The following is a 16,477-nucleotide window of genomic DNA, read 5'->3' on the forward strand; positions in this document are numbered from 1 at the left end:
TAGGCTCTTGCGCTTGTCTGGCAAGCGCAAGCAGCTATATTTTTTGTAGTGCACTGAGCAGCTTGGCGTGGATGCCGCCAAAGCCGCCGTTGCTCATGCAAACGATGTGGTCGCCGGCGCGCGCCACCTGCACCACCTGCTGCACCAGCGTGTCGATATCGCCAGCGGTCTGTGCCCGCTGGCCGGGCCCGACGCCCAGCGGGGCCAGTGCCTGGGCGGCGTCCCAGTCCAGCCCCGCCGTGTGGCAGAACGCCAGATCGGCCGGCTCCAGCGCCCAGGGCAGCTGCGACTTCATGGCGCCGAGCTTCATGGTGTTGCTGCGGGGCTCGAACACGGCCAGGATGCGGGCGCCGGGGCCCAGGCTGCGGCGCAGCCCGTCCAGCGTGGTCCGCAGCGCGGTAGGGTGGTGTGCAAAATCGTCGTACACCGCGATGCCCCGCACCGTGCCGCGCAGCTCCATGCGCCGCTTCACGTTCTGAAAGCGGGCCAGCGCGGCGGCGGACTCCGCCGGGTCGACCCCCACGTGGTGGGCGGCGGCAATCGCGGCCAGCGCGTTGAGCTGGTTGTGCAGCCCCGTCAGGGTCCATTCCACCCGTGCCACCGTGCGCCCCCGGTGCAGCACGTCGAACGCCTGGGGTTCGCCCTGGGCCGAAAAATCGCCGGTCACGTCGCCAAAGCGGGTCACCTCGCTCCAGCAGCCGGCGTGCAGCACCCGGGCCAGGCTTTCCTCCAGGCCGTTCACCACCACGCGGCCCGACGGCGGAACCGTGCGGACCAGGTGGTGGAACTGCCGCTCAATGGCGGCCAGGTCGTCGAAGATGTCCGCGTGATCGAATTCCAGGTTGTTCAGCACCGCCGTGCGCGGCCGGTAGTGCACGAACTTGCTGCGCTTGTCGAAAAAGGCCGTGTCGTACTCGTCCGCTTCAATGACGAACAGCGGCGCCGATCCGAGCGGCGAGGAACCCGGCCGCGGCCTGCGGTCTGCTCCCAGGCGGGCCGATACCCCGAAGTTCAGGGGCACTCCGCCAATCAGGAAACCGGGCTGCTGCCCGGCGCTGTCCAGGATCCACGCGAGCATCGACGTGGTGGTGGTCTTGCCGTGCGTGCCGGCCACGGCCAGCACATGGCGCCCCTGCAGCACATGGTCGGCCAGCCACTGGGGGCCACTGGTGTAGGGCAGGCCCGCGTCGAGAATGGCCTCCATCAGCGGGAACTTGGGGGTGCCGTCGGCCAGCCGTGCGCGGCTGACCACATTGCCGACCACGAACATGTCGGGCGCCAGGCCGAGCTGCTCGGCCCCGAACCCTTCGATCAGGTCGATGCCCAGCGCCCGCAGCTGGTCGCTCATCGGGGGGTAGACGCCGGCGTCGCAGCCCGTCACCTTGTGCCCGGCTTCGCGCGCCAGCGCGGCCAGCCCTCCCATGAACGTACCGCAGATGCCGAGGATGTGTATATGCATGGGCGCAGATTCTACGGTCCAATGCAAAACGCCCTGCAGCGCTTGCCCGCCAAGCGCGAGCAGCTATGAAAATAGTAGTATCCCTTGGGCATCCTGGGATGTGGCGACCGCCCGTGGGGCCGCTGGGGCCACAATGCGGGTTTCCCCTGCACCGGTTCGCCGTTCACTGCCATGCACACCCCGCTGAGCGAAGAGATCGCCCACACCGCCGCCCGGCTGGTGGTGGAGGAAGGCCTGGAATGGGGCCCCGCCAAACGCCGGGCGGTGCGCCAGCTGGGGCTGCCCGCGCGCACGCCGCTGCCCGACAACGAGCAGCTGGACGCCGCGGTGCGGGAATACATCCAGCTGTTCTGTGCCGACACCCAGCCGCGCGAACTGCGCGCCCTGCGCCAACTGGCCCTGGTCTGGATGGAGCGGATGGCGGCGTTCCGCCCGCACCTTGCGGGCGCGGTCTGGCAGGGCACGGCAACCCGCCTGTCCGATATTTACCTGCAGTTGTTTTGCGATGACCCCAAATCTGCAGAGATCGCACTGATCGATCACCATGTCGATTACGAGCCGCGCACCGTGACGGGATTTCATGGCGAATCGGTCGAGGCGCTGAGCCTGGCCAGCAAATCGCCGGAACTCCAGGAAATGATTGGCGTGCACCTCATGATCTACGACCTGGACGACTTGCGGGGCGCGCTGCGGCCCGACGCCAAGGGCCGCGTGGCGCGCGGCGACATGACGGCGGTGCGGCGCCTGCTACAGGAAACCGAACTTCCATGACCACGCCTTCTGCTTCCCCTTCCTCTTCGTCGCCAATCACCGCTGCGGCCGGCACGCCTGCTTCCACCCCCCGCCGCCGACTTTTGATGGCCGGGGTGGCTGGCGCGGCGGCGGTGGCCGGTGCTGGCGTGGCGTGGTGGAAGTTCAGTCCGCACGCGCTGGGCCCTGGCGCCGAGCAGGCACTGTGGGCGTCGGAGTTCGAGCAGCCCGGTGGCGGCACCGTGGCGATGAAGTCCTTTCTGGGCAAGCCGTTGCTGCTGAACTTCTGGGCCACCTGGTGCCCGCCGTGCGTGGAAGAGTTGCCGCTTCTCAATGCCTTCTACCGCGAACAGGCCGCCAACGGCTGGCAAGTGGTGGGTCTGGCCATTGACCAGCCGTCGTCCGTGCGCAAATTCCTGGAGCGCATCCCCCTGGCTTTCCCTGTGGGACTGGCGGGCCTGGGTGGCACGGATCTGGGGCGGTCGCTGGGCAACCTGACCGGTGGCCTGCCTTTCACGGTGGTGCTGGGCGCGGAGGGACGGGTGCTGCACCGTAAAATGGGGCAGTTGAGCCCGCAGGATCTGGCGCTCTGGGCGCCGTTGCGCTGACCGGGCGGGGCACCCGGGCCTCACCCCCGGGGGCGCTACACGCCGTTTTGGCTGATGTAGTTCATGAAAATTGCGCGTGGAAGACCGAGATAGGCCGAAATTGGAGTAAATTCGCGCCCTATTTAGTTTTATAGCCGTTGGAGCTTCCATGGATCTGCGAAAACTCAAGACCCTGATCGACCTCGTGTCCGAGTCGAATGTGTCCGAACTCGAAATCACCGAGGCGGAGGGCAAGGTCCGCATCGTCAAGAGCATGGGCGGCGTGGTTCAGCAGTACGTTGCTGCGCCCGTCCAGGCCCCCGTGCCCGCCGCCGCTGCGCCGGCCGCAGCCCAGGTCGCCGAACTGCCCGCCCCTTCGGCGCCAGCCGCGCCTGCCGGGCATGTCGTCAAATCGCCCATGGTGGGCACGTTCTACCGCTCCGCCAGCCCCGGCGCGAAGCCGTTCGTGGAAGTGGGCAGCCAGGTCAAGGAGGGCGAGACCGTCTGCATCATCGAGGCCATGAAGATCCTCAACGAAATCGAAGCCGACAAAACCGGCACCATCACCCGCATCCTGGGTGAGAACGGCCAGGCCGTCGAATACGGCCAGCCGCTGTTTGTCATTGAATGAACGCGCGCCGCCCCCTGAGCGGCCGGGCCGCTTATCTCTCTGTCTCGGGGCTTGCGCCCGGCAGGGAGGCGCCGCCGGCGCGGGGCGATCGCCTTTGCACCGACGCCTGCGGGCGGCCGGTGCATCCGTTTCAAGCGTTGCGGGCAGCGCGCACTGTGGACAACCTATATGTTTAAAAAGATTCTGGTCGCTAACCGTGGAGAGATTGCTCTGCGCATCCAGCGTGCCTGCCATGAACTGGGCGTGAAGGCCGTCATGGTGTACTCCGAGGCGGACCGCGACGCCAAGTACGTCAAGCTGGCCGAGGAAGCCGTGTGCATCGGCCCTGCGCCGTCGCCCCTGAGCTATCTCAACATGCCGGCCATCATCTCGGCCGCCGAGGTCACCGATGCCGAAGCCATTCACCCGGGCTACGGCTTCCTGTCCGAAAACGCCGACTTTGCCGAGCGCGTGGAAAAGAGCGGCTTCCAGTTTATCGGCCCCACGCCCGAGTCCATCCGCATCATGGGGGACAAGGTGTCGGCCAAGCAGGCCATGATCCGTGCGGGCGTGCCCTGCGTGCCGGGTTCCGAGGGCGAACTGCCCGATGACCCGGTGCAGATCCGCCGCGTGGCCAAGGCCATCGGCTACCCGGTGATCATCAAGGCGGCGGGCGGTGGCGGCGGCCGCGGCATGCGCGTGGTGCACACCGAGGCGGCGCTGGTCAACGCGGTGCAGATGACCAAGGCCGAGGCCGGGGCGGCCTTTGGCAATCCGGCCGTGTACATGGAGAAGTTTCTCCAGAACCCGCGCCACATCGAGATCCAGGTGCTGGCCGACAAGTTCAAGAACGCGGTGTACCTGGGCGAGCGCGACTGTTCCATGCAGCGCCGCCACCAGAAGGTGATCGAAGAGGCGCCGGCACCCGGCATTCCGCGCAAGCTGATCGAGAAGATCGGCGAGCGCTGCGTGGCCGCCTGCAAGAAGATCGGCTACCGCGGTGCGGGCACGTTCGAGTTCCTGTACGAGAACGGCGAGTTCTACTTCATCGAGATGAACACCCGCGTGCAGGTCGAGCACCCGGTGACCGAATGGATCACGGGCGTGGACATCGTGAAGACGCAGATCATGGTGGCCGCGGGCGAGAAGCTGCCGTTCACCCAGCGGCAGATCGAGATCCGCGGCCATGCGATCGAGTGCCGCGTGAACGCGGAGGACCCCTACAAGTTCACCCCCTCGCCCGGCCGCATCACCACCTGGCACCCGCCCGGCGGCCCCGGCGTGCGGGTTGATTCGCACGCCTACACCAACTACTTCGTGCCGCCCAACTACGACTCGATGATCGGCAAGATCATCGTGCACGGCGACACCCGCGAACAGGCCCTGGCCCGCATGCGCACCGCGCTGTCCGAGACCGTGATCGAAGGCATCAACACCAACGTGCCGCTGCACCGCGAGCTGATGGTGGACGCCAAGTTCATGGCCGGCGGCACCAACATCCACTATCTGGAAGAGTGGCTGTCGCAGCACAAGCGCTGATCCGGCCCGTTGCTCGCAGGCCGCCGTGCTGCGGCGCTTTTGCGCAGGGCGGCTGCGGCGCTGAGCGGCGTCTGGCGCGGCCCATGGCTTTTGTTTCACAGGCCCCCGGCAACGGGGGCATTCATTTTTGTTGAGAGGCATTCGCCTATGTTCGAGTTGAGCCTGATGTGCCCGGAAGACCGCATTGAAGCGGTCAGCGATGCACTGGACGCGCTGGATGCGCTGTCCGTGTCGGTGGAGGATGCGGATGCACAGACCGACGCCGAGCGGGCGCTGTTCGGCGAGCCGGGCATGCCTCCACCCAAGGAGGGATGGCAGCGCAGCCGGGTGGTCGCGCTCTTCCCCTCCGAAGAGGCGGCGCGCGAGGCGCAGCAACTGCTGGCGGTCCAGGACTTTTTCGCGGGTTGCCAGGTGCTGGGCGTGTCTCACGTTCCGGAGCAGGACTGGGTGCGGCTCACACAGTCGCAGTTTGCGCCCGTGGAGATCACGCCGGACTTCTGGATCGTTCCGACCTGGCACGAACTGCCCCCCCAGGCGCTGCGCAGCATCCGCCTGGACCCGGGGCTGGCGTTCGGCACGGGCACGCACCCCACCACGCGCATGTGCCTGCGCTGGATTGCCCGCCAGGGGGGCCAAGGTATTTCGGGCGGTGGCAACAACCACCCGCTGGGCCGCGTGCTCGACTACGGCTGCGGCTCGGGCATCCTGGCCATCGGTGCGGCCAAGTTTGGCGCCACGGACGTGGATGCCGTGGACATCGACCCTGCCGCAGTGGATTCGACCGTGCTCAACGCACAGGCCAATGCCGTGCAACTGCGCGCCGGTTTGCCGGACAAGGCCGTCGGCGTGTACCAAACCGTGCTGGCGAACATCCTGGCCACGCCGCTGCGCGTGCTGGCACCCCTGTTGTGCGGCCATGTGGCGCCCGGCGGAAACCTGGTGCTGGCCGGCATTCTGGAACGCCAGGCCAGCGAGCTCCAGGAGGCCTACGCACCCTGGGTCGCGCTGGAGGTGGCGGACTCCGAGGACGGCTGGATTCTGATGACCGCCAAGCGCTGAGCCCGCTGGCACGGCTTTCGCCTGCCTGCACGCCGGCTTCTTCTGCACCGTCCCCGTGTCCGCGCTGTGCTTCCGATCCTGTGCGTGACCGCCTTCGCAAGCGTTGCGGCCTCGCTCCCTGCGGTGCAGGGTGGCCGCTGAAGCGGCATGGGGCGACCCTACAATCCACCGCTGATGAGCCAGATTACCCGCTGCCCGTCCTGCTCCACCACGTTCAAGGTCGTGGCGGACCAGTTGCGCATCTCGGAAGGGTGGGTGCGGTGCGGCCATTGCAAGGAAGTCTTTGACGCGTCGGCCCACCTGCTGGCGGTGGCGCCTGCGGCGCTGCTGCCCGATGTCTCGCTGACCGATGTGCGGCCTCCGCCCGTGCCGGTGCCCCGCACGGTAGATGCGGGCCGGGCCTGGGGCGTTCCGGCGGGCGGGCCTCCTGCCGCGCCGGCACCCTCAGGGGCGAACGCCGCACCACCGCCGTTGCCGGCATCCTCGTCTGCGCTTGCGTTTTCAGCGTTGGCACCGGCTGCCCTGAATGCTCCGAAGGAAGATGTGCCGGACAGCGGGGACACGCGCTGGGGGGCGGCACCAGACGCGGACCCTCTGCAGGAGGACGCCGTACCGGTCCTGGAGGTGCCCCAGCCCACCGTCCCCGCGTTCCTCTCCGTGCAGGGGCCTGAGGCTGCTCAGCGGCGGCACGGGCTTGAGGCGGACCTTCTGGAGGCGTTCCCATGGCGGCCCAGCGCGGTGCCCGCCGTGGTGCCATCCGGTGCCGAGAACCGGGGCCTGCGTGGCGAGGACGTTGCCCCCCTCCAGGCGACAGAAAACGCCGGGGCGTCGGATGCGGGCGCCGCGACGCCCCTGTCGCCCCTGGCGGCGGGGTACGAATTGCCTTCGGCCACGCTGCCGGATGACGAGGAGTTGGCACCGGAGCCGGAGGTTGTTGCAGACCCGTTGCCGCAGATCGATCCTCTGCACGACATGCCGGCCACCGAGGCTGCGGAACCGGAACCGGAACCGGAACCGGAACCTGTGCTCGGCGCAGGGACGCCGCAAGAGCCGCCGGCCGCAGCCGTTGCGCAAGGCGCTTCCACGCCTTTGCCTCCGGTGGATTTTGTGCCTGCCCCGCCGGCTCCCGCGCCGGAGGCTCTGGCGCTGGTCGAGGAGCGCACGCCGGCCCGTGTACTGCGCCCCCGTTCTGCCAATGCAGAGGACGCGTCGCTGGGCGAAGACAACAGCGCCGAGGACGAAGCGCCGGCCGATCACGAAGAGGTCAGCTTTGTCGTGGCGGCGCGGCGCAAGGCGTTCTGGCGCAAGCCGCTGGTGCGCGGGGTTCTGGTGCTGCTGGTCCTGGCGTCGCTGGCGGGGTTGGGCCTGCAGGTCGCGGTGCAAGAGCGCGACCGGCTGGCCGCCATGCATGTGCGCTTGCGGCCCTGGCTGTTGGCGCTGTGCGAGCCGCTGGGTTGCGAGGTCGCGCCGTACCGGCAGATCGCGGACGTGGTCATTGACAGCTCATCGTTCAACAAGGCCCGGGGCGACAGCTACCAGTTGGCGCTGACCATGAAGAACCTGGCCGCCATTCCGGTGGCCACGCCAGCGGTCGAACTGACGCTGACCGACGCCCAGGACCAGCCCGTGCTGCGCCGGGTGCTGCTGCCGGCCGACCTAGGCGCTTCCGGCGAACTGCCGGCCCGCGGCGAATGGAATGCGTCGGTGTCGGTGCTGGTGACCACCGGGGGCACGCGCGTGGCCGGCTACCGGCTGCTCGCGTTCTATCCCTGAGCCGCCCTCCCTCTCGCTTTTTCTTTTGACCTACTTGTCCTTCTGATATGGCAGCCCTTATTTGCGGTTCTCTCGCGTTCGACACCATCATGACTTTCGAGGGACGCTTTGCCGAGCAGATCCTGCCCGACCAGTTGCACATCCTGAATGTCTCTTTCCTGGTTCCTTCGCTGCGGCGCGACTTCGGCGGATGCGCCGGCAACATTGCCTACAGCCTCAAGCTGCTGGGCGGGGAGCCCCTGCCCATGGCCATGCTGGGCAGCGATGGTGCGGACTACCTGCAGCGGCTGGAGTCGTTGGGCATCAGCACGCGCCATGTGGGCCAAGTGCCAGAGACCTACACCGCCCAGGCCATGATCATGACCGACCGGGACAACAACCAGATCACGGCCTTCCACCCGGGCGCGATGATGCAGGCGCACCGCAACCGCATCGAAGCAGGTGGCGGCGTGCAGGTCGGCATCATTGCGCCCGATGGCCGCGATGCCATGCTGGAGCACGCGGCGCAGTTTGCCGCTGCCGGGATTCCCTTTGTGTTCGATCCGGGCCAAGGGCTGCCCATGTTCAACGGCGAGGAACTGGCCCGGTTCGTGGAACAGGCCGCCTGGGTCACCGTGAACGACTACGAGGGAAAAATGCTGTGCGACCGCACAGGCTGGACTCTGGCAGAGATCTCGCGCAAGGTGCGCGGACTGGTGGTGACGTTGGGCGCCCAAGGCTGCGAGGTCTGGGTGGAGGGGGAGAAGACCCATGTACCGGCCGTAGCGCCAGCTGCCGTGGTCGACCCGACGGGGTGTGGTGATGCGTGGCGCGGCGCGCTGCTGTTCGGCCTGGAAAAAGGCTGGCCGCTGGTGCGTTGCGCCGAGCTCGGCAACCGGGTGGGCGCGCTGAAGATCGCGCAGCGCGGGCCGCAGAACTACACGCTGGATTTCGTGCCCCAGTAGCGCTGCCAACCGCGGGTCGCATCGCGGGCTTTTTGCTGCCGGTGGAGGAGATCGATCCGGCCCGAAGCGGGCAGCAACCGGGCGCAGATACCCGGGCACCGGGGGCGCAGGGCGAGCGCCAGGCCATCTGGCGCAGAAACAAAAAACCCGGCGCTGGCGCCGGGTTGGGGAACGCGCGGGGCGTTCGTCTTAGGGCTTGTTGCCCGTAGGGAAAGGCCAGGCTGCCTGGGGGTTCAGCGTGGTCTGGGCTGCGGGAGCCGCAGCAGGGGCAGGGGCAGGCGCCTTGGCGGCCTTCTTGGCCGGTGCTGCCTTCTTGGCGGGAGCCTTGGCAGGAGCAGCCTTCTTCGCTGCGGCAGGGGCCTTCTTTGCAGGTGCTGCAGCCTTCTTGGCAGGAGCGGCCTTCTTCGCTGCTACGGCCTTCTTGGCAGGAGCAGCTTTCTTGGCGGGTGCTGCTGCCTTTTTGGCGGGAGCGGCCTTCTTTGCTGCTACGGCCTTCTTGGCAGGAGCGGCTTTCTTGGTGGGTGCTGCAGCCTTCTTGGCGGGAGCGGCCTTCTTTGCTGCTACGGCCTTCTTGGCAGGAGCGGCCTTCTTGGCGGGTGCTGCTGCCTTTTTGGCGGGAGCAGCCTTCTTTGCTGCGGCTGGCTTGGCAGCGGTTGCAGCTTTCTTCGCGGGGGCTGCCTTCTTGGCGGCCGGTTTTTTCGCAGTTGCCATCATGTTCTCCTTGGGTCAATTTGCAAAGAGCACTCCCTGTCTGCTATGGGCAGGAAGCGATCCATGGAGATGGAGACTGGGTCCATCCCCATGAACACGGAAACGCCCCACAGGGCCGCGCCATGCGGCGCTGGCGGTGTGGGGCGTGGTGTGCAAGCCATGGTGGTGTGATGCGGAAAAAGGCGCTAGTCCCAGGACAGCGCACCACCGGACTGGTATTCGATCACGCGGGTCTCGAAGAAGTTACGTTCCTTCTTCAGATCAATCATCTCGCTCATCCAGGGGAACGGGTTCTCTTCATTGGGGAACAGCGTTTCCAGCCCGATCTGCGTGGCCCGGCGGTTGGCGATGTAGCGCAGGTAGCCTTTGAACATGGACGCATTGAGCCCCAGCACGCCGCGGGGCATGGTGTCCTCGGCGTAGCGATACTCCAGCTCCACCGCCTTGAGGAACAGGGCCTTGATCTCGGCCTTGAATTCGGCGGTCCACAGGTGCGGGTTCTCCAGCTTGAGCTGGTTGATCAGGTCGATGCCGAAATTGCAGTGCATCGATTCGTCGCGCAGGATGTACTGGTACTGCTCGGCAGCGCCCGTCATCTTGTTCTGGCGGCCCAGGGCGAGGATCTGCGTGAAGCCGACGTAGAAGAACAGGCCTTCCATCAGGCAGGCGAAGACGATGAGCGACTTGAGCAGCGTCTGGTCGTTCTCGGGCGTGCCGGTCTTGAAGTTGGGGTCCATGATCGCGTCGATGAACGGGATCAGGAATTCATCCTTGTCGCGGATGGACGCGACCTCGTTGTACGCGTTGAAGATCTCGCCCTCGTCCAGGCCCAGCGACTCCACGATGTACTGGTACGCGTGGGTGTGGATCGCTTCTTCAAAGGCCTGGCGCAGCAGGAACTGGCGGCATTCCGGGGCCGTGATATGGCGGTAGGTGCCCAGCACGATGTTGTTGGCCGCCAGGGAGTCCGCGGTGACGAAGAAGCCGAGGTTGCGCTTGATGATGCGGCGCTCGTCTTCGGACAGGCCGTTCGGGTCCTTCCACAACGCGATGTCGCGCGTCATGTTCACCTCTTGCGGCATCCAGTGGTTCGCGCACGTGGCCAGGTATTTTTCCCAGGCCCACTTGTACTTGAACGGCACCAGCTGGTTGACGTCGGTCTGGCCGTTGATGATGCGCTTGTCGGCCGCGTTCACACGGCGGTGCGCAGCGGCCGATGCGGAGGCCTGCGCGCTGGAAGCGGGTGTTGCGGTGGTGGCCACGGGCTGCAACGAGGGGGTCTGGAAAGACAGGGGCGGTTGCCCCGCCTGGCGGTTGTTTTGCAGACCGCCGTCCAGTTGATTTTGCGATGAGGGCTTGACTTCTTCGTCCCAGGTCAACATAGATTTTCCAGTGTTCGGATTATGAAAGCAGTGCTGCGAAAAGAAAAGCACCGAAGCGTTGCGCAGCAACGATTTGTTGCTTCACAGCACCGTTGCGACGCACCAGGAGCACCCGGTGCGTCGCGGGCGAAACCTTTATTGGCAAGCTTCGCAGGTGGGGTCGTCGATGGCGCAGAACTTGATGTCGGTGGCGGGCAGTGCCGCAGCTTGCGCTGCTGCCGCCGCAGCCGCGGCTTCCAGAGCGCTGGGCTGGGCCTGGGCCGGCGCTGCGGCCTGTGCTGCCGCGCCGCCGTCGTGGCCCGAGGAGACCGCGTTGAGCTGGCGCGTGTTTACCGTGCTCATCTCCACGTGGGTGGCGCTTTGCGTGCGCAGGTAGTAGGTGGTCTTCAGGCCGCGCACCCAGGCCAGCTTGTAGGTGTCGTCAAGCTTCTTGCCCGATGCGCCGGCCATGTAGATGTTCAGGCTTTGGGCCTGGTCGATCCACTTCTGGCGGCGCGATGCGGCCTCGACCAGCCAGCGGGGCTCCACCTCGAAGGCGGTCGAGTACAGGGCCTTGACGTCCTGGGGAACGCGGTCGATGGAGTGCAGCGAGCCCTTGAAGTGCTTCAGGTCCATGATCATCACGTCATCCCACAGGCCCAGGCGCTTGAGGTCGCGCACCAGGCAACCGTTGATCACGGTGAACTCGCCCGACAGGTTCGACTTCACGGACAGGTTGCCGAACGAGGGCTCGATCGACGCGTCCACGCCAATGATGTTGGAGATCGTGGCGGTGGGCGCAATGGCCACGCAGTTGGAGTTGCGCATGCCGTCCTGGGCGATCTTCTTGCGCAGGGCATCCCAGTCGAGCGTGGCGGAGCGGTCCACTTCCACATAGCCGCCGCGGGCTTGCGCCAGCAGGTCGAGCGTGTCCAGCGGGAGGATGCCGCGGTCCCACAGCGAGCCCTTGTAGCTGGAGTACTGGCCCCGTTCGCGGGCCAGTTCGGTGGAAGCCCAGTAGGCGTAGTAGCAGATGGCTTCCATCGAGCGGTCGGCAAATTCGACGGCCTCTTGCGACGCGTAAGGGATGCGCAGTTCGTACAGGCTGTCCTGGAAGGCCATGAGGCCCAGGCCCACCGGGCGGTGGCGCAGATTGGAGTCTCGGGCCTTGTTGACTGCGTAGTAATTGATGTCGATGACGTTGTCGAGCATGCGCATCGCCACCGTCACGGTCTTCTTGAGCTTCTCGTGGTCGATCTGGCCGTTCTTCAGGTGCTGCAGCAGGTTGACCGAGCCGAGGTTGCACACGGCGGTTTCGGTGTCGCTGGTGTTCAGCGTGATCTCGGTGCACAGGTTGGAGGAGTGCACCACGCCGGCGTGCTGCTGGGGCGAGCGCACGTTGCAGGCGTCCTTGTACGTGATCCAGGGGTGCCCGGTCTCGAACAGCATGGTCAGCATCTTGCGCCACAGGTCCGTGGCCTGCACGGTCTTGGACGGCTTGATCTCGCCCCGGGCGGCCTTCTCTTCATAGGCCACGTAGGCCTTCTCGAACTCGGCGCCGAACAGGTCGTGCAGGTCGGGCACGTTGGAGGGGGAGAACAGCGTCCAGGTGCCCTTTTCCATCACGCGGCGCATGAACAGGTCGGGGATCCAGTTGGCCGTGTTCATGTCGTGCGTGCGGCGGCGGTCGTCGCCGGTGTTCTTGCGCAGCTCCAGGAACTCCTCAATGTCCAGGTGCCAGGTTTCCAGGTACGTGCAGACGGCGCCCTTGCGCTTGCCGCCCTGGTTCACGGCCACGGCCGTGTCGTTGACGACCTTGAGGAAGGGCACCACGCCCTGCGATTCGCCGTTGGTGCCCTTGATGTGCGAGCCCAGGGCGCGCACGCGGGTCCAGTCGTTGCCCAGGCCGCCCGCGAACTTGGACAGCAGCGCGTTCTCCTTGATGGACTCGTAGATGCCGTCCAGGTCGTCCGGCACGGTGGTCAGGTAGCAGCTGGACAGCTGGGAGCGCAAGGTGCCGCTGTTGAACAGCGTGGGTGTGCTGGACATGAAGTCGAACGACGACAGGACTTCGTAGAACTCGATGGCGCGGCCTTCGCGGTCGCTCTCGTTCAGGGCCAGGCCCATGGCCACGCGCATGAAGAACGCCTGGGGCAGTTCGATGCGGGTCTTCTTGACGTGCAGGAAGTAGCGGTCGTACAGCGTTTGCAGGCCCAGGTAGTCAAACTTCAGGTCACGGTCGGCCTTCAGGGCCGCGCCCAGGCGCTGCAGGTCGTACTGCAGCAAGCGCTTGTCCAGCAGCTCGTTGTCCACGCCCTTCTGGATGAACTCGGGGAAATAGCTGACATAGGCCTCGCCCATGGCGGCCTGGGGCACTTCACGGCCGAGCACCTCGCGCACGATGGTGTGCAGCAGCAGCCGGGCCGTGGCGTAGGTGTAGTCCGGGTCCTTTTCGATCAGCGTGCGCGCCGCGAGGATGGAGGCCTTGTAGACCTCTTCCATGGGCACGCCGTCGTACAGGTTGCGCATGGTCTCGGCCACGATGGGCTCGGCCTTGACGTCTGCGCCCAGGTTCACGCAGGCCGACTCGATCAGCGTCTGCAGGCGCTGGGGGTCCAGTGCGACGCGCTGGCCGCCGTCGAGCACATGCAGCTGGGGGGCGGACTGCGCCTGCGCCTGTTGCTCCACCTGGCGTGCACGTTCCTGGGTACGGCGCTCCCGGTACAGCACGTATGCGCGGGCCACCTCATGGTGTTCGCCGCGCATCAGGCCCAGCTCCACCTGGTCCTGCACGTCTTCGATATGGAACGTGCCGCCTGCGGGCCGCGAGCGGACCAGGGCACGCACCACGTTGTGGGTCAGCAGGTCCACGACTTCCCGCACGCTGGCGGACGCAGCACCCTGGGTTCCATGCACTGCCAGGAAGGCCTTCATCAGGGCCACCGCAATTTTTTGCGGCTCAAAGGGCACCACCGCGCCGTTGCGCCGAATGATCTGGTAATGCGCCAGGGAGTTGGCTGCGGTGGACGCGTCGGAGGGCGCGGCGGGCGCCTCCGTGGGGGTGGCATGGGCGGTGGAAGGCGTGTTCAAACCAGCTTGCATGGGGAGTCCTCTTCTTTGGGCTGTCTGGGGGAAGTGCGCGCGGACTGCGGGCCGCCATGCCGCGGTGGGCTGCGGCGAGCGGTGGTCTGGCGCACACTATATATGGTGTGTCCGATGCATTCAAGACACTACCGGTAGTGTACCGCCCCCGGCACCCCGAAAAAGCGAAACAGCTTGTACCAGGCGCCTGAAGGGCGCCGCCGGGCCGTGCGCCAGGCCGCGGCACGACTGAAAAATCGCCGCCCGACCCGCGCCAGCACAGGCTTTGCCGGCGTGTTTGCCCTGCCAAGCGGCGTGCCATCTGGACGCAGCGTTTTGTGCGGTTGCACAAAGAAAAAATCCGGAGCGCGGCGCGGGCGCGACACCCGGCGCGACGATTCGTGCGGAGGATCCCGAGGGTCCCGAGTTGGAGTTTCGTTTAGTGCTGTGCCGGGAAGAAGGGCCGGACCGTGGCAGGAAAGCGGTGGGCCGGCCACTGCAGGGCCGCTTGCAGCCGCGCCCAGTCGAAGCCGGGGCCGGGGTCCTGCTTGCGGCCCGGGGCAATGTGCTCGTGGCCGGCGATGTGCGCGATGGGGTAGCGCTGCTGGATGTCCTGGCACAGGCGGGCCAGGGCCTGGTACTGGGCGGGCTCGAACGGGCCGCCTTCCAGTCCCTCCAGTTCGATGCCGATTGAATCGTCATTGCACTGGCTGCGCCCGCGGTACGAGGACTGGCCGGCGTGCCAGGCCCGCAGGTCGCAATCCACGAACTGCCACACAGCCCCCGAGCGTTCGATGAAAAAATGGGCAGAGACCTGGAGCCCGCGGATGCCCTGGTAGTACGGATGGGCGTCCCAGTCCAGGGTGTTGGTGAACAATTGTTGTACCGCGCCGGTTCCGTATTCGCCGGGCGGCAGGCTGATGGAATGGACCACGATGAGGTCGACGGCAGAGGCTGCAGCCACGGGGCGGGTGCCGTGGTTGGGGGAGTCGAGCCGGGTGGCGCCGCGGAGCCATCCGCCCTGCCAACCACTGTGCCATGGCCTCGCGGCGGGCATCGCTGCGTCAGCCGGCGTCGTCATGCGCATCCTGGTCGTTGGGGACGGCGATGTTCAGCCGCGCGATGCGGTAGCGGATCTGCCGCAGGCTGATGCCCAGGCGCGCCGCCGTGGCGGTCCGGTTGAAGCCCGACTCGCGCAGGGCGCGCACCAGGATGTCGCGCTCCTGATGGTCCAGCCAGGCCTGCAAATCGTTGGGCAGCGGCACCGTGCTGCCGGGGTTGCTGGCCGCCACTGCGGCGGGCAGGCCGGGTGGCAGCTCGGCCGGGTACGGCAGGGGCGGCGCGTTCACCGCCATCCCGGCGGGGGAGCGCGGCTCGGCGGGCTCGGCCGTCCCCGTCCCGCTCGGCCAGTCGATGTGCAGTTCGTCGCCATCGCTCAGGGCAACGGCGCGGTGCAGCAGGTTTTCCAGCTCCCGCACGTTGCCGGTGAGCGGGTGGGCCGCCAGGGCCCGCAGGGCCTGGTCGGACAGCGCGGGAACGGGCACGCCGGACTCGTGGGCAATGCGCGCGAGCAAGGCGGCGCACAGCACCGGCAAGTCTTCGCGGCGCTCGCGCAAGGGGGGAATCACGATCTCGATGACGTTGAGCCGGTAGTACAGATCCTGGCGGAAACGGCCCGCCTGCACGTCGGCCGCGAGGTCGCGGTGCGTGGCGCTGACGATGCGCACGTCCACCGTCTCCTCCTGGGTGGAGCCCAGGGGGCGCACGCTGCGCTCCTGGATGGCCCGCAGCAGCTTGGACTGCATCGCCAACGGCAGGTCGCCGATTTCGTCGAGGAACAGCGTGCCGCCACGGGCCGCCTGGAAGTAGCCGTCGCGGTCCTGGGTGGCCCCGGTGTAGGAGCCCTTGCGCGCGCCGAAGAACTCGGCCTCCAGGAGATTTTCTGGAATGGCGCCGCAGTTCACGGCGATCAGCGGGCCATCGGCCCGCTGGCTGCTCGCGTGCAGCGCCTGGGCCACCAGTTCCTTGCCGGTGCCCGACTCGCCGTGGATCAGCACGGGCGCCATGCCGCGGGCCACCTTGGCCACGCGCTGCTTGACGTTGAGGATGGCTTCGGAGGTGCCCACCAGCCGGTCCAGGGCGGTGCCGGCCGCGGGTGACTCCACCGCAGCACTGGCCTGCCGCCCCTGCATGCCGCCGGTGCGGGCCGCCCGCGGTGGGGGCACGCCCCCGGTGCCCTGCACGGCGGACGCGACCACCGAGCGGAACTGCTTGAGGTCGACCGGCTTGGTCAGGTAGTCGAAGGCGCCGGAGCGCAAGGCCTCCACCGCGTTCTCCGCCGATCCGTAGGCCGTCATGACCACGCAGCGCTCGCGGCGCTGCTGCTCGCGCAGGTCCTGCAGCAGTTCCATGCCGAATCCGTCGGGCAGGCGCATGTCGGTGATGACCGCGTCGAAACGCTGGGCCTGCAGCTGGTCGCGCGCTTCCTGCAGGTTGGACGCGGTCTCCACGCGGTAGCCCTCGCGCAGGAGCGTCAGTTCGTACAGGGTGCGCAGATCGGGTTCGTCGTCCACGACGAGGATGGAGGCGGCTGGTGCGTTCAT

13 protein-coding genes are annotated in these 16,477 nt (G+C 67.1%); 7 read left to right on the forward strand and 6 right to left on the reverse strand.

What is annotated here, in order from left to right; translation table 11 throughout:
- Window positions 1-34: 34 nt before the first annotated feature.
- Window positions 35-1,459 carry a UDP-N-acetylmuramate:L-alanyl-gamma-D-glutamyl-meso-diaminopimelate ligase gene (gene mpl, locus LWW96_RS19755; RefSeq protein WP_291489571.1) on the reverse strand — a complete coding sequence of 475 codons (1,425 nt, stop codon included), beginning with the start codon at window positions 1,457-1,459 and terminating at the stop codon, window positions 35-37.
- A gap of 171 nt (window positions 1,460-1,630) precedes the next feature.
- Here mpl and LWW96_RS19760 point away from each other — a divergent pair, with 171 nt between their 5' ends.
- From LWW96_RS19760 to LWW96_RS19790, 7 genes are all read left to right on the forward strand, one after another.
- Window positions 1,631-2,230 carry a hypothetical protein gene (locus tag LWW96_RS19760; RefSeq protein WP_291489572.1) on the forward strand — a complete coding sequence of 200 codons (600 nt, stop codon included), beginning with the start codon at window positions 1,631-1,633 and terminating at the stop codon, window positions 2,228-2,230.
- Window positions 2,227-2,817, forward strand: a complete 591-nt coding sequence (locus LWW96_RS19765; protein WP_291489573.1) for a TlpA disulfide reductase family protein — start codon at window positions 2,227-2,229, stop codon at window positions 2,815-2,817. The genes LWW96_RS19760 and LWW96_RS19765 overlap by 4 nt, the downstream gene beginning before the upstream one ends.
- Before the next feature lie 148 nt (window positions 2,818-2,965).
- The gene (gene accB, locus LWW96_RS19770; protein WP_291489574.1) at window positions 2,966-3,427 is read left to right on the forward strand and encodes an acetyl-CoA carboxylase biotin carboxyl carrier protein; all 462 of its coding nucleotides are present in this window, start codon (window positions 2,966-2,968) and stop codon (window positions 3,425-3,427) included.
- 168 nt (window positions 3,428-3,595) lie between these two features.
- Entirely contained in the window at window positions 3,596-4,945 is a 1,350-nt protein-coding gene (accC, locus tag LWW96_RS19775; RefSeq protein WP_291489575.1) for an acetyl-CoA carboxylase biotin carboxylase subunit, read from the forward strand.
- A gap of 147 nt (window positions 4,946-5,092) precedes the next feature.
- Window positions 5,093-6,004, forward strand: coding sequence for a 50S ribosomal protein L11 methyltransferase (gene prmA, locus LWW96_RS19780; RefSeq protein WP_291489576.1), 912 nt, complete (start codon window positions 5,093-5,095; stop codon window positions 6,002-6,004).
- Window positions 6,005-6,178: 174 nt separating this feature from the next.
- Window positions 6,179-7,777 carry a DUF3426 domain-containing protein gene (locus LWW96_RS19785; RefSeq protein ID WP_291489577.1) on the forward strand — a complete coding sequence of 533 codons (1,599 nt, stop codon included), beginning with the start codon at window positions 6,179-6,181 and terminating at the stop codon, window positions 7,775-7,777.
- Window positions 7,778-7,824: 47 nt separating this feature from the next.
- Window positions 7,825-8,721 (forward strand): carbohydrate kinase family protein, encoded by an 897-nt coding sequence (locus LWW96_RS19790; protein WP_291489578.1) that lies wholly within the window; start codon window positions 7,825-7,827, stop codon window positions 8,719-8,721.
- 189 nt (window positions 8,722-8,910) lie between these two features.
- Here the strand turns inward: LWW96_RS19790 and LWW96_RS19795 are convergent, their stop codons facing one another.
- The 5 genes from LWW96_RS19795 to LWW96_RS19815 all read right to left on the reverse strand — a co-directional run bounded on the left by LWW96_RS19795 (window position 8,911) and on the right by LWW96_RS19815 (window position 16,477).
- Window positions 8,911-9,432 carry a histone gene (locus LWW96_RS19795; RefSeq protein ID WP_291489579.1) on the reverse strand — a complete coding sequence of 174 codons (522 nt, stop codon included), beginning with the start codon at window positions 9,430-9,432 and terminating at the stop codon, window positions 8,911-8,913.
- A gap of 185 nt (window positions 9,433-9,617) precedes the next feature.
- Window positions 9,618-10,814: a ribonucleotide-diphosphate reductase subunit beta gene (locus tag LWW96_RS19800; protein ID WP_291489580.1), complete on the reverse strand. Its 1,197-nt coding sequence runs from the start codon at window positions 10,812-10,814 to the stop codon at window positions 9,618-9,620.
- 135 nt (window positions 10,815-10,949) lie between these two features.
- Window positions 10,950-13,895: a ribonucleoside-diphosphate reductase subunit alpha gene (locus tag LWW96_RS19805; RefSeq protein WP_291489581.1), complete on the reverse strand. Its 2,946-nt coding sequence runs from the start codon at window positions 13,893-13,895 to the stop codon at window positions 10,950-10,952.
- Window positions 13,896-14,313: 418 nt separating this feature from the next.
- Window positions 14,314-14,955 (reverse strand): 1,6-anhydro-N-acetylmuramyl-L-alanine amidase AmpD, encoded by a 642-nt coding sequence (gene ampD, locus LWW96_RS19810; RefSeq protein WP_291489582.1) that lies wholly within the window; start codon window positions 14,953-14,955, stop codon window positions 14,314-14,316.
- Window positions 14,939-16,477: a sigma-54 dependent transcriptional regulator gene (locus tag LWW96_RS19815; protein ID WP_291489583.1), complete on the reverse strand. Its 1,539-nt coding sequence runs from the start codon at window positions 16,475-16,477 to the stop codon at window positions 14,939-14,941. The genes ampD and LWW96_RS19815 overlap by 17 nt, the downstream gene beginning before the upstream one ends.

It is taken from the genome of Acidovorax sp., from assembly GCF_021287135.1.
GTDB lineage: Bacteria > Pseudomonadota > Gammaproteobacteria > Burkholderiales > Burkholderiaceae_C > Acidovorax.

Excerpts from the sequence above, each read along its gene's own strand:
- mpl (WP_291489571.1), bottom strand. The coding sequence starts at position 1,459 with ATGCATATACACATCCTCGGCATCTGCGGTACGTTCATGGGAGGGCTG.
- LWW96_RS19760 (WP_291489572.1), top strand. The coding sequence starts at position 1,631 with ATGCACACCCCGCTGAGCGAAGAGATCGCCCACACCGCCGCCCGGCTG.
- LWW96_RS19765 (WP_291489573.1), top strand. The coding sequence starts at position 2,227 with ATGACCACGCCTTCTGCTTCCCCTTCCTCTTCGTCGCCAATCACCGCT.
- accB (WP_291489574.1), top strand. The coding sequence starts at position 2,966 with ATGGATCTGCGAAAACTCAAGACCCTGATCGACCTCGTGTCCGAGTCG.
- accC (WP_291489575.1), top strand. The coding sequence starts at position 3,596 with ATGTTTAAAAAGATTCTGGTCGCTAACCGTGGAGAGATTGCTCTGCGC.
- prmA (WP_291489576.1), top strand. The coding sequence starts at position 5,093 with ATGTTCGAGTTGAGCCTGATGTGCCCGGAAGACCGCATTGAAGCGGTC.
- LWW96_RS19785 (WP_291489577.1), top strand. The coding sequence starts at position 6,179 with ATGAGCCAGATTACCCGCTGCCCGTCCTGCTCCACCACGTTCAAGGTC.
- LWW96_RS19790 (WP_291489578.1), top strand. The coding sequence starts at position 7,825 with ATGGCAGCCCTTATTTGCGGTTCTCTCGCGTTCGACACCATCATGACT.
- LWW96_RS19795 (WP_291489579.1), bottom strand. The coding sequence starts at position 9,432 with ATGGCAACTGCGAAAAAACCGGCCGCCAAGAAGGCAGCCCCCGCGAAG.
- LWW96_RS19800 (WP_291489580.1), bottom strand. The coding sequence starts at position 10,814 with ATGTTGACCTGGGACGAAGAAGTCAAGCCCTCATCGCAAAATCAACTG.
- LWW96_RS19805 (WP_291489581.1), bottom strand. The coding sequence starts at position 13,895 with ATGCAAGCTGGTTTGAACACGCCTTCCACCGCCCATGCCACCCCCACG.
- ampD (WP_291489582.1), bottom strand. The coding sequence starts at position 14,955 with ATGACGACGCCGGCTGACGCAGCGATGCCCGCCGCGAGGCCATGGCAC.
- LWW96_RS19815 (WP_291489583.1), bottom strand. The coding sequence starts at position 16,477 with ATGAACGCACCAGCCGCCTCCATCCTCGTCGTGGACGACGAACCCGAT.